Genomic DNA, 13,053 nt, shown 5'->3' with positions numbered 1-13,053 from the left:
CATTCTTTTGAGAACTTTAAATCGAAATGACCATAATTGCGGGCGAGAAGTTGTTGAAAGCATGCAAACATTCCCTCCCGCCACAAATCAGCTTTTATATGAGTGATGAATCACTTTTAAAAGAACGAGATGCTTCTTTAGGGTCGATAAGTTTGAATACGATTCTTCCAGCCGGGAAGCCAGCGAGATTCTCCTTTTGCTGGATCTGCGTTATTCACGCGATCTGTTAAGACTTTTTCAGCGGATTGCCGGAAGCTTGCTAAGGTTGTGGCATCTATTTCTGCTTTAGTATTGCCGGCAAAAGTGAGATCCATATTCTCCAAAACCTGCATTAACCCCCAACCTTGATTGCGATAACGTTCCGATGGATTAATTCCTTCGCCTTTAAAGTTTACATAATCAATGAGCGCATATAATCCATTTTGACTGCCGGCAACTTCATAAAACTTCATCTCGATAAAGTCAGGATATTCAGAAACCGCTTTCATTTTCTGAAGCGCACCTTGTAATCTCTGATAGATAAAGAGCGCTTGCAAATCCTTCGTATTGGCTAAAAACTGCATCAGTTCATTGAGCTCTCCCCGAGATTTGGCGGCATTAAATTCCGCTTGAGATTGCCAAGGTGCTGTGCGATTTGTTTGTAAAATTTTAGGAAGCGTTTGCTGATTTTGCGCTAAAAAAACTACTAAATTCGGAAATGTTTCCTCAAAATGTGCCGGCTCATTTGCCTTGTACCAGATGAAATGACCAATGCCGAGAGAAGGAAAGTTCTCGCCGTTATTCCACACAGCAAGATTGTCGATTTTCCCGCCGGTTTCATTTTTATAAATCTGCTCAGCAACTCTTTGAAGCTCCGCCGGTTGAATCATGATCTGAGGATTTGCAAAGCTTGATGCCGTAAATAGCGATAACGACAAAACAAGGCTAGTGCGGAGCATCCATTTTTGACCACTTTTTTGCATAGCAGGAAAGAGATTTCTCATTAACGAATGACTCCCTGTTTTTTCCAGTAGAAAACTAGTAAGAATCCGGCAACAGCACCGCCAATATGGGCAAAGTGCGCCACAGGATTCCACGATAAATTCATTAAACCTAAGATGATTTCTAAGATGATTAATCCCGGAATAAAGTATTTAGCTTTAATCGGATATGGCACAAAAATCAGCGATAAACCGGCATTTGGAAAGAGAAAGCCGAATGCCACTAAAACGCCGTAAATTGCGCCGGAAGCGCCCATCATTGGCGTGATGTAAGCTTGTATGAGGTCTGAAACCGCAGAAATTGTATTGTGATAGCTCAGAGCTGAGAAGTTTCCCATAATATCTCTTGTAATAGAATCATTGACGATATTGGGGATATTCAAATTTTCAGGACTAGGAATATTGTTAACAGCTTCTTTAAGAGCTTCAATAGTGAAGTAGGATTGAATATTAAAAAGAATGAATGAACCAATGCCGGCAATAAAATAGAGAAAAAGGAATCTTTTGGTTCCTAAGTGGGATTCTACGGTTGCTCCAAAAATCAGAAGCGCAAGCATATTAAAAAAAAGGTGCCCAAGATCTGCATGTAAAAACATATGAGTTAAAGGTTGATACCAACTGAATTGTGACGATTCAGGATAATAGCTAGAAAAAATTTTGCTGAAATTGATCACGTCTAACTCATAAAGTAAGCTTGTGAGAATAAAAATCCCGACATTGGCAAGAATCAATGTTCGGGTTGCAATAGGCAGGTTTTTAAGCATGAACTGAAGACCTTTTATAAGAAATAAGATTGTTTAATCTTAACATAAGAACGGATTGGTAAAGGGAATCCAAAGGTAATCCAAATGGATTCGGCATTCTCCATTTATTTGTTAAACTAGCTTTTAAGAATAATGAATAAATGTAGGAATAAGCACTTATGGCAGAAGTAAAAGATACGGCGACGGAGCTTCCGTGGATTCGATATGATCAAAACCCTTATGGGGTGCCGCTTTTGGATTTAAGACCGATTACGTTTCAGCTTGGAAGCGATATTGAAGATGCGGCGCTGAAGAATTTGGATTCTTATAGCATGGAAGATGGCGCTTCATTTTCGGGATTATCGCCGGCTTCTGAAAGTGGGCAAGATCGTGTTGTGACTTGTGATTTGGAATATCATATTGCCGGTAAGTTATATCCAGGATCGCTGTTTGTACCGCAATCGCCGGAAGATCGTTGGGCGATTTTCTTTGATGGTGCGTTTATCTATTTTGTCCGCAGTTGGTCACGAGAATTAGTGGCGAAAGCGCGCGTTGAGATGGAAGCGGATCGCTTGAAGATTGTGGAGATTGAAGGCGTGATTTTAGATAGCGGTTATGAAACGGATAATCAGACGATTGCCCTCGTGAATTTCTTAATGCTGAGTTATGTACTTAATGAAACTGTGCCGGTGCCGTTACTCAATGAGCTTGAATCGGAGCCAAATCGTGCGGCAGTTTGGGCGTTTTCTCTCTTTGGTCATCGTGCGAAAGTGGGCGTATTTGATGAAGATGCGATTTTTTCCTCGAATAAACCGATTCGAAGTACAACGGCATATCACATTGCCATTGCCAATAATGATCAAGATTCTGTGAAGCTCATTTTATCGCAAGATTTAGTGGATAAAAATCTCTTAGCGCAAGATGGATTTTCGCCGATACATTGGGCGCTCTATACCGATCAGCATGAAATGATGGAAGTGTTGGCAGATCATGGTGTGGATGTGAATGCGCGTTCTTTAGCGCAAACAACGCCGTTGATGGATGCGGTGGAACTCAAATCTCTCAAAGGTGTTGAGAAGTTGTTACAGTTGAATGCTAATGTGAATTTGGTGGATCATCTTGGATTTACGGCGCTTCATCGAGCGGCAAGCATGGGATTGGTGGATATTGTAAAAAGCTTGTTAATGCAAGAAGCAGATTCCACATTGCAGAGTGAGCAGGGTTTTACGGCGTTATCTCTTGCACAAGAGCGAAATCATGAGGCGATTATTGATCTTTTGACAGAAAAAGGTTGAAAAAAATTTAACATTAAATAACAGGCTTGTGGAAAGACAATTAATAGGTTGAATATTATTAATTGTCTTTTTTTGTAAATAGTTTCTTGAAATGTGGAAATCGCACCCCATTTTGTAATGGTAAGAGAAAAGATCGAAGTTCTTCAATAAGAGCATCAGACAATAAGCGAGAACAAGATCACACGAATATTTCAATCAGATATTGAATAACAAATATGGAGATTTTGGATGAACCAAGAAAAATTTACACAAGCGTTTTTAGATGCATTAAGTGGCGCACAAACGTTAGCGCTCACAAACGATAACCAATATATTGAACCAGAGCATGTGTTAAGCACCATGCTGAATCAAAAAGAAGGTTCAGTATTACCCCTATTTAGACAATGCCGCGCGAATATTGCACTTTTAAATCAAAAAGTGAATGAAGCGATTGAGAAATTCCCAAAAGTGTCGGGAAGCAATGATATTCACGTGAGCCAAGATTTACAGCGCGTATTAGTTGCCGCTGAAAAAGAGATGCACCGCCGTGGAGATGGCTACCTTTCTTCAGAAGTTTTTATTTTAGGCATCTTAGATGAAAATAAAAAGTTAGCTGAAATCTTAAAAAGTACCGGCGTTACGAAAGAAGTTTTAAATAAAGCGATCGATTCAATTCGAGGAGGAGAGAGCGTGCAAGATCCAAATGCTGAAGGGAACCGTGAAGCCCTCAACAAATATACTGTCGATTTAACGGAAAGAGCGGAACTTGGAAAGCTCGATCCTGTGATTGGTCGTGACGATGAAATTCGCCGTACCATTCAAGTATTGTCAAGAAGAACAAAAAATAACCCTGTATTAATTGGGGAACCTGGTGTTGGTAAAACGGCGATTGTCGAAGGTTTAGCACAACGTATCGTCAATGGCGAAGTGCCGGAAGGCTTAAAAGGTAAACGCGTTTTATCTTTAGACTTAGGGGCATTAATTGCCGGCGCAAAATTCCGTGGGGAATTTGAAGAGCGTTTAAAATCTGTATTAAACGAGCTTGAGAAAGCCGATGGCCAAGTGATTCTCTTTATTGATGAGATTCATATGATGGTGGGCGCAGGGAAAACCGATGGCGCAATGGATGCCGGAAACCTTTTGAAACCCGCACTTTCTCGTGGGGAACTTCACTGCGTGGGTGCAACGACTTTAAACGAATATCGTGAATATATCGAAAAAGATGCGGCGCTTGAAAGACGTTTCCAACAAGTACTGGTAGAAGAGCCAACGGTTGAAGATACCATTGCGATTCTTCGCGGATTGAAAGAGCGTTATGAAATCCATCACGGCGTTGAAATTACGGACCCGGCAATTGTTGCAGCGGCAGTACTTTCTAATCGTTATATTACGGATCGTCAGCTTCCAGATAAAGCAATCGACTTGATCGATGAAGCGGGAAGCCAAATTAGAATGGAAATTGATTCTAAACCAGAATCGATGGATAAGCTTGATCGTCGTATCATTCAGCTCAAAATCGAGCGTGAAGCGATTAAGAAAGAGACCGATGATGCTTCGAAAAAACGTCTTGAGAACTTGGAAGAAGAGTTAGCAAAACTTGAGAAAGAGTATGCGGACTTAGAAGAGATTTGGAAAATTGAAAAGAGCTTGATGCAAGGCGCCACTTCATTGAAGGAAGATCTTGATCAGGCGCGTATTGAGCTTGAAGCGGCAAAACGTTCCGGCGATCTTGCGAAGATGAGTGAATTGCAATATGGATTGATTCCAGAATTAGAAGCAAAACTTCGTGAATCTCAGGAAGCGGAAGATATTGAAGAGCGTGAACATCGACTCGTTCGAACGAAAGTCACCGGCAATGAGATTGCAGATGTTGTGTCGAAATGGACCGGCATTCCTGTAAATCGCATGATGGAAGGCGAGCGTGAAAAACTCCTTCGTATGGAAGAAGTATTGGGCGAAAATGTGATCGGTCAGAAAGAAGCAATTACAGCAGTATCCGATGCGGTTCGTCGTTCAAGAGCGGGATTATCAGATCCAAATCGTCCGATTGGTTCATTCTTATTCTTAGGACCTACCGGCGTTGGTAAAACAGAGCTCACGAAAACATTAGCATCATTCCTCTTTGATGATGAAAATGCGATGCTTCGTATCGATATGTCTGAGTTCATGGAGAAACACTCGGTTGCGCGTTTAATCGGTGCACCTCCTGGATATGTAGGTTATGAAGAAGGCGGTTATTTAACAGAAGCAATTCGTCGCCGTCCTTATTCTGTGATTTTGCTTGATGAAGTGGAAAAAGCGCATCCAGATGTTTTCAATATCTTGTTACAAGTATTGGATGATGGACGTTTAACAGATGGTCAAGGTCGTACGGTAGATTTCAAAAATACTGTGATTATCATGACATCGAATTTAGGTTCACATTTGATCCAAGAACAATCGAATCGTTTAAGCGATTTGAGCGAGAAAGATCAATACTTAGCGATTCGTGAATCTGTGATGGGCGTTGTGGGCGAGCATTTCCGTCCGGAATTTATCAACCGAATCGATGATATCGTTGTATTCCATCCGCTTGGAAAAGAGCAAATCCGCGAGATTGCAGAGCTTCAAGTCAGTCGTGTTGTGAAACGTTTAGCAGAACACGATGTGATCTTAACGGTAACGGCAGAAGGCTTAGATAAGCTTGGCGATATTGGTTATGACCCGGTATTTGGTGCAAGACCGCTGAAACGTGCGATTCAAACGCATCTTGAAAACCCACTTGCGAAAGCATTCTTACGTGGAGATTTCAAAGCGGGAGATTCTGTAATCGTTGATGGCGAGCTCAATATTGATATTATCTCCGGCGATGAGTTTGAATAATCGCTTTTGCTGACGTCATCATGAAGAAATCATGATGTAATCAAAAGCAAAGCTTGATAGAAAAAGCCTGATGAGAATCAGGCTTTTTTGTTGTCTGTTGAAAGCTATAGGATTTATTCTTAAAGGCTTGCCTTAAATTCCCGAAAGTTATGAGAAGCAAAATCGACACTTCGAATATCTGCTCGAAGGTATCTATTGAAGCTTTGATCATGCGCCGAGCTTTCATGAATAGGCACTATTTTTGAGGAATCTTGAGAGAAGATTTGTGCTGTTGCTGTCGAGAGAAAAAGCCCACTGAGTGGCATTAATGCACTAACCTTTAAAAACTTCCGGCGAGAAGTAGAAGATTGCTTCATAAAACATGGCTCCTTAATAACGAATCATTATGTATCTATTTATCCATATATTATTCATACATTGTTTACGATGTTAGCACATATCTTCCTGATAATCGGGCTATTATAGAGAAGGATTAAAAAGACTGTTTCAGCAAGCATAAATCCTCAAAACGAGACGCAAAAGCGAACCTCAACTTCTATGAGTTCTATGAAAATCTATGAGTTTTATGAATGCTATTAATTTCTATCAAATGTATAAAAGGATTAATAATGAAAACACAAAAAGTTTATCGAGCGAAAGCGGCAATTCAAGAGCGCTGTCAGGTTGCAATTACGGCGAGAGATCACAGCGTGATTGTGGATGAGCCAAAACCCTTTGGAGATGATACCGGCATGACGCCGATGGAGCTTCTTTTAGGAGCGCTTGCGAGCTGTAAAAGTTTAGTCTTTAAAATGGGCGCGCATCAACAAAAAATTACCTATTCCAAATTAGAAATCGAAGTAGAAGGAGATTTTGATTCCGCCGGATATATGGGCGATCCGAATGTTCCTGTCGGATTCAGTGCTATCAGAACGATTTATCATATTGAAACATCGGCTTCTAAAGAACAGATTGAGGCATTAATGGCGTATGTAGAGAGTCATTGTCCTGTTGCCGCAACCATTGAAGTTGCACCTAAAACCACATCCTTCATCCGTTATTTATAGGGTTAAAGATTTGAAAATATCCATGTTTATTAGAGATTAATGTGATATTTTATGGGGATTATTACCTTCTTTTAGGATAAATATTTACAGTTTAACTTTATTTACAATTATTTAATTAAAATTAGTTATGTGACAAAAGTTTACTAATTCGATTTGGAGCGTGATTAATATGATAAATGATCTGTTTTATCGTGTAATAGGAGACACTATTTGGCTCTATTTTTTAGTGCCTCTATTTTTTGCGGTAAGCATTTATTTATCTTATAAGACAGGTTTCATCCAAATACGATATATACGAGAAACATGGAGCTCTTTATTCGAAAGAACGGACGGTAATGTCGGAATCACGCCGTGGCAGGCATTCAGTTTAAGCATGTCGGGGCGTATTGGTGTCGGAAATGTGATCGGTGTTGCCTATGCCATTAGCTATGGGGGCCCTGGTGCTGTTTTTTGGATGTGGGTCATTGCTTTTTTAAGTATGGGCGCCGTGTTTATCGAAAGTATTTTGGCGCAACTCTATAAAGTAAAAAAGGATGATCTCTATCATGGAGGTCCTTCTTACTATACTGCAAAAGGCCTCAACAGCCCCAAGTTTGGAGCCTTTATTGCCTTAGTAGTTATCATTGTATTTGGTCTATTATTGAATATGGTGCAATCCAATCTCATTAATAATATGATCACGGCAACGTACCAAGTGGATACGACGGTGTTTATTGCCATTGTATTAGTAATACTGACCATTGTGATTATTTCAGGAGGATTACGACGAGTTTCCCATATTACGGAAATCATCATTCCAATCATTATTCTCCTCTATTTTGGTACAATTTTAGTGATTGCCATTATCAACATTAAAGAGATCCCGGCAGTTTTTATATTAATTGTGCAAGATGCATTTGGCACAAAAGAGATGTTTGCGGGAGGATTCGCTTCTGCCATTATTCAAGGTACCAAACGAGGATTACTGTTTAATGGAACGGGGATGGGAAGTGCGAGTATTGCAGCTGCAACGGCAAATACAAGGCATCCGGCAAAGCAAGGTTTGCTCCAAAGCTTAGGAGTGTTTATTGATACCTTCGTTGTGAGTGGATTAACGGCTTTTGTGATTTTACTATCGGGTCTTTATGCTTCAGGTGCACCGGGCGGTCTTTTATTAGCACAAGCTGCCATCACAGTGCATTTAGGAGAAATTGCACCTTATTATATGTCTATTATTTTACTGCTGACATCGTTTGCAGCCATTATGGCGAACTATTATTATGGTGCATCAAGTCTCTATTATTTAACGCGTAATACGAAGTGGCTCTTTAGCTATCGGATATTCGTTTTAGTCTGTTTACTCCTTGGCACAGCGATTAATATCGAGGGCTTATGGAGTCTGGTAACATTAGTCGTAGGAGCGGTTACGATCATTAATCTGGCTGTAATTACGCTATTAAGCAGTGTTGCCATTAAAGTTTGGAAAAACTATTTAGAGCAGAAGAAGCAAGGAATCGTCCCAAGGTTCTATTCAGAAGATATTCCAGGGCTTACCGGCACTGAATGTTGGAATATGCCGGAAGAGATGAAAGATAAAGGAATAGAAGACGCGTACTTTAAAGCAATGCCGGATTAATTTTGATGGTTTTGTTATTCGTAGTATCTAATTGTTTCACGTGGAACTTTCTGTAGAGTTTTTTGCGAGATTCGCAAGTTTTCGCCAATGAAAATAGCCAAAAATAGAGACAATAAAATAGATCACAAACATGATGCCGGCAGGATATTGCGCTTGAAGCAGGAGCATGATGCCGGTCAGTAGATTTGCCGGAATGAGTAAACACCATTGTTCTGCCCATCTGCGAGTTGCCATCCAAATCGCGACAACATTCAGACTTGTAGCAATCGTATCGCCGAGCAGAATATCCCATGTTGTTTCTGTAAACAGGAATAAGCTTGTGCCGATTCCGAATGATGAAAGTAGTAGATAGAATGCAATTTTGGGAATCCACTTTTTTGGCATTCTTTCCAGCGGAATGGTACTTTTCTGTGAAGCATCTAATCCCGCTGGCGATAACTGCTTTTTGTGCCACGCTTTCCAGCCCCAAATAGAGATCAGAAAGAAGTAACCGTAAATCACACTCATTGCATAAAGCTGAGAACTATAAAAAATATAGATATAGAGCACTGCCATAACAATGCTCACAATCCACATGCTTTTCTTCGCTCTAAATTCTAAATAGAGATAGAGCAAGCCAATCACGGTGGCGAACAGCCCTAGATAATCCGTTTGTAAAATCGATAATAGCGAATTGAGTAGGGAATCCATCATGGAAAACTCACTTATAGATGCGGATACAACAGAGAAAGCATAGAAAGAGCAGAAAAAACAATACCGAAGTAGCTTCTATTGGGCTTGGAATATGCGAATAGAAGCTACCAAAGGAAATTCAAAATCGTGTCAGATTAGATGTTTCGATATGCTTATAAAACTCTAGTATAGAACTAGAGGTTTTTAACGACTTGATCAGGTTTCACGATCACTTTACGTTCTTTGTAAAGATTCCCTAAAGCACGTTTAAACGCTGATTTACTCACGCCGAATGCTTTATGAATCGCATCTGGCGAACTCTTATCGCTGAGTGGCATTGAACCACCATATTCGCTGAGTTTGCGCATAATCGCATCTTCCAAAGTATCACGAGCTTCAACCGTATTAATCACCGGTTGTTCGGCAATATCCATCTTGCCATCTTCACGAACGTGTTTTACAAATCCTAAGATTTCATCGCCAATTTCAAGGTCGCTCACCACATCGCTATGGTAGATTAAGCCCCAAAATTTATGATCGACAATCACTTTCACGCCAAGATCTGTTTTGCTCTCAACGATGAGTTCCACAGGATCGCCTTCCGAATAATGATGGATATCCTGATCGAGGAATTTCTCAAGCTTCATACTTGCCGTAATGCGCTCCGATACTTCATCAATGTAAGTGTAAACAATGACAAAATCGCCGGCATTTGTGGTGCCAACTTCCTCACTAAAAGGAATAAGAAGATCTTTCGGCAATCCCCAATCCACAAAAATACCGTAATCGCTAATTTCCACCACTTGCAGATCGGCAAACTTGCCAACTGCTGTGTAGGGCTTTTTCGGGGAAGCAACCAGATGATTGTTGTTATCCAAATAGACAAATACATCTAACCATTTGCCAATGCTCGTTGGCTGATCTTTTGGAATCTCTCTTTGTGGAAGTAGCACATCGCCTTCTAAAATGAGTCCCATTTTTGTTTTCTGGATAATCGTTAAGCGGTTCATCTGCCCAATTTTGGGATCATTTTCAGTGTAGTAAGACATAAGGCCTTTTAATCTCATAAAATTTAAATCAATAGAGCGTGTTTTTGCCGGAATATTTATATTTATGATGAAATTCATCACAAATTAATGGTTCGTTCAGTGCAAATGCTCATAAATATTCTTCCTATTATAAACATTCAGAAAAAATGCGATAGGAAAGCGTTCGTTAAAGTTATTTATCGGGGAAATAATGGGAAAAATAGATGAAAGTTCAATGGTAAAACAGAGGCTGATTCATCGCTGGGTCGAATGTTTGCATGCTTCTGAAAATCTCGCACCAGCAATATGAATCTTTTTAAAATCCTAATCGGCAATCGGCAATCGGCAATCGGCAGATTCATAATAATTCATCATTGATTAGTTGATGATTTAACTGAAATCACGAAATAAAGATACTGTTATTGAAGCTCCGCTTTTCGTTGAATAATCGCAGTAGAAGCGCAAACTGCCGAACCCCAAGCCCATTGGAAGTTATAACCGCCGAGCCAACCGACAATATCTACTACTTCGCCGATAAAATAGAGGTTGTCCGTGAGCTTACTTTCCATAGTTTTTTGTTGAAGCTCTTTCGTATTGATTCCGCCACGTGTTGCTTCTGCGGTTTTATGACCATCAGTTCCGCTTGGCGTAATAGTCCATTCATTCAGAAGTTTGCCTAAGCTTTCCAAAATTTTATGAGGAATCTCCGGCAATGGCACGGCAAGATACTCTTTAAAAGGCGCTCTGTTTAACCAAAACTGAATAAAGCGTTTCGGCATTTCCGGCACAAGTTCATGAATGGCACGTTCTAAATGATATTTTTGCGTGAGCTTTAATATTTGTAACTCAGCTGTAATATCCACATCGGGCGCAAAGTTTAACGTAATGGTTTTGCCGGCTTCCCAGTAACTGGAAATTTGTAAAATGCCGGGACCTGATAAGCCTTTGTGTCTAAAGAGAAGGTCTTCCGAAAAAGTCACACGATGTTTTGATTTTGTGCCGGGATTGGTGGAAACCTCGACAGGCAGAGAAATTCCGGCAAGCTCCGTGAAACCTTCCTGTTCCCAAAAGTCAAAATGAAGTGCAACTAATGCCGGCCTTGTGGGAATAATGCTATGCCCAAAGGATTTAGCGACTTGATAGCCAAAATCCGTTGCGCCAATTTTTGGAATCGCTAAACCGCCGGTAGAAATAATCAGCGCATCGCCGGAGAAATTCCCAAGCGCTGTTTGAATTTGAAATATGGAATCATCTTTTGTCACAGATTGCACTTGGCAGTTAATCGTTAATATTACGTTGCCAAGTTCACATTCCCGAAGAAGCATGTCGATAATATCTTTAGAAGATGCTTTCTGTTCCCGATCGCAAAAGAGTTGTCCGCGATGTTTTTCGGTATAGGGAATATGGTACTTTTCCACAAGCCCGATAAAATCTTGCGCCGTATAGTTTGAAAGTGCATAGCGCACAAATTTAGGATTTTCCGATACATAAAAGTTCGATGCATCAAATCCATCAATATGCGTATTGGTAAAGTTACAAAATCCACCGCCGGCAATGCGAATTTTTTCGCCAATTTTTGCCGCATGATCGAGAAGTAACACCGATAATCCCGCTTGTCCTGCTTTTGCCGCAGCCATTAATCCCGCAGCGCCGGCACCGATAATAATAAGGTCAAAATGGGAAGAGGGAAGATTGGCAGATTTCATAACGGCATAGATTCATTCTAATAATAAGGCTTGCAATTATAAGCTCTTTTCTGAGAGTTGCGAGAAAAACCTCATGAAAAGAGCGGATGGGTTAAAAGCACGAGGATTCCCGATTCATTTGTTGGAGATGTTTATTTTATCAATTGAGAGATCTTGAATGAATGTTAAGCTTTGAAATGACTCTGCTACAATGAAACGAAATTTTGAAATCAGATTTTGCCTATTGATTGGGCGATCCAATAGAGCGCATAACAATTTATAAAAGATGGATGACGATATTCATCAATACTTAGTATAACAACGATAAAAGTGGGGAAATTATGGCAGGAGAAATGATCCTGATATTAATGGCTGTGGCGCTAGTTGCCGGCTTTATTGATGCAATTGCTGGTGGCGGCGGATTGATTACCTTGCCGGCACTCTTGTTATCGGGCTTAACGCCGGTGCAAGCATTAGCAACGAATAAGCTACAATCTTCAGCCGGATCTTTCTCGGCAACCTTTGCCTTTTTTCGTCAAGGTTTGATTGATTGGAAAAAATCCAAATGGGTCTTTTTTGCGGCATTAGCCGGTGGGATTATCGGCGCTTCATTGGCAACGAGATTGCCGGACATGTTCTTACAAATTGTCGTGCCGATTTTGCTGTTATGCGTGGCAACTTACTTTGTATTTTCGCCAAATTTAGATGGAAAAGAGCGGAGGGCGAAAATTTCTCGTACCCTTTTTCTCTTAACGTTCGTGCCAATTATCGGTTTTTACGATGGAATTTTCGGGCCCGGAACTGGCTCTTTTTTTATGGTGGCTTTCGTTCTAATGCTTGGAAGCACTTTAGTGAGCGCCATTGCCGAAACAAAGCTCGCAAATTTTGCGTCAAATATCGGTTCTTTCTTAGTTTTCGCTTTTTCAGGAGAGATGCAGGTTTTACTCGGCGTGTTAATGGCAGTTGGCGCATTTATCGGCGCACAATTAGGCGCACGTTTTGCCGTAAAATATGGTGGAAAAGTGATTAGACCATTACTCATCGTGATGAGTATTGCCATGGCAATCAAGCTCTTATTAGAGCCAAGTAATCCATTATCGCAATGGGTTTTGCAGTTTTTTTAAGTAAAAGATTCTCAGTTAAAAATT

General features: G+C 40.5%; 11 protein-coding genes. 5 read left to right on the top strand and 6 right to left on the bottom strand.

The window, feature by feature from the left end; genetic code table 11:
* Nucleotides 1-137 precede the first annotated feature (137 nt).
* Together ACYSN2_RS03185 and ACYSN2_RS03180 are read right to left on the bottom strand one after the other, a co-directional pair.
* Nucleotides 138-983, bottom strand: coding sequence for a hypothetical protein (locus ACYSN2_RS03185; RefSeq protein WP_461748812.1), 846 nt, complete (start codon nucleotides 981-983; stop codon nucleotides 138-140).
* On the bottom strand, nucleotides 983-1,744 hold the full coding sequence (locus ACYSN2_RS03180) for a rhomboid family intramembrane serine protease (protein WP_461748811.1): 762 nt from the start codon (nucleotides 1,742-1,744) through the stop codon (nucleotides 983-985). The genes ACYSN2_RS03185 and ACYSN2_RS03180 overlap by 1 nt, the downstream gene beginning before the upstream one ends.
* 158 nt (nucleotides 1,745-1,902) lie before the next feature.
* On the opposite strand from ACYSN2_RS03180, the gene ACYSN2_RS03175 reads away from it, so the two are divergent.
* Together ACYSN2_RS03175 and clpB are read left to right on the top strand one after the other, a co-directional pair.
* The gene (locus tag ACYSN2_RS03175; protein WP_461748810.1) at nucleotides 1,903-3,018 is read left to right on the top strand and encodes an ankyrin repeat domain-containing protein; all 1,116 of its coding nucleotides are present in this window, start codon (nucleotides 1,903-1,905) and stop codon (nucleotides 3,016-3,018) included.
* Between the two features lie 228 nt (nucleotides 3,019-3,246).
* Complete coding sequence (gene clpB / locus ACYSN2_RS03170) at nucleotides 3,247-5,859, top strand: ATP-dependent chaperone ClpB (protein WP_461748809.1); 2,613 nt, start codon at nucleotides 3,247-3,249, stop codon at nucleotides 5,857-5,859.
* A 119-nt stretch (nucleotides 5,860-5,978) separates the two neighbouring features.
* Here clpB and ACYSN2_RS03165 read toward each other — a convergent pair whose 3' ends face one another.
* Nucleotides 5,979-6,215 carry a hypothetical protein gene (locus ACYSN2_RS03165; protein ID WP_461748808.1) on the bottom strand — a complete coding sequence of 79 codons (237 nt, stop codon included), beginning with the start codon at nucleotides 6,213-6,215 and terminating at the stop codon, nucleotides 5,979-5,981.
* Nucleotides 6,216-6,467: 252 nt separating this feature from the next.
* Here ACYSN2_RS03165 and ACYSN2_RS03160 point away from each other — a divergent pair, with 252 nt between their 5' ends.
* Nucleotides 6,468-6,905, top strand: a complete 438-nt coding sequence (locus ACYSN2_RS03160) for an OsmC family protein (protein ID WP_461748807.1) — start codon at nucleotides 6,468-6,470, stop codon at nucleotides 6,903-6,905.
* A gap of 169 nt (nucleotides 6,906-7,074) precedes the next feature.
* A complete protein-coding gene (locus tag ACYSN2_RS03155; RefSeq protein WP_461748806.1) occupies nucleotides 7,075-8,520 on the top strand; it encodes an alanine/glycine:cation symporter family protein in 1,446 nt (481 codons plus the stop codon).
* Between the two features lie 36 nt (nucleotides 8,521-8,556).
* Here ACYSN2_RS03155 and pnuC read toward each other — a convergent pair whose 3' ends face one another.
* The 3 genes from pnuC to ACYSN2_RS03140 form a co-directional block, all read right to left on the bottom strand.
* Nucleotides 8,557-9,213 carry a nicotinamide riboside transporter PnuC gene (gene pnuC / locus ACYSN2_RS03150; RefSeq protein WP_461748805.1) on the bottom strand — a complete coding sequence of 219 codons (657 nt, stop codon included), beginning with the start codon at nucleotides 9,211-9,213 and terminating at the stop codon, nucleotides 8,557-8,559.
* A gap of 173 nt (nucleotides 9,214-9,386) precedes the next feature.
* Nucleotides 9,387-10,241 (bottom strand): CvfB family protein, encoded by an 855-nt coding sequence (locus ACYSN2_RS03145; RefSeq protein WP_461748804.1) that lies wholly within the window; start codon nucleotides 10,239-10,241, stop codon nucleotides 9,387-9,389.
* A 398-nt stretch (nucleotides 10,242-10,639) separates the two neighbouring features.
* Nucleotides 10,640-11,926, bottom strand: a complete 1,287-nt coding sequence (locus tag ACYSN2_RS03140) for a BaiN/RdsA family NAD(P)/FAD-dependent oxidoreductase (RefSeq protein ID WP_461748803.1) — start codon at nucleotides 11,924-11,926, stop codon at nucleotides 10,640-10,642.
* Between the two features lie 320 nt (nucleotides 11,927-12,246).
* On the opposite strand from ACYSN2_RS03140, the gene ACYSN2_RS03135 reads away from it, so the two are divergent.
* On the top strand, nucleotides 12,247-13,029 hold the full coding sequence (locus tag ACYSN2_RS03135) for a TSUP family transporter (RefSeq protein WP_461748802.1): 783 nt from the start codon (nucleotides 12,247-12,249) through the stop codon (nucleotides 13,027-13,029).
* Nucleotides 13,030-13,053 lie beyond the last annotated feature (24 nt).

Source organism: Ignatzschineria sp. LJL83 (genome assembly GCF_054871845.1).
The sequence above is the reverse complement of the archived record's forward strand: the minus strand, read 5'-3'. Positions and strand labels throughout refer to the sequence as shown.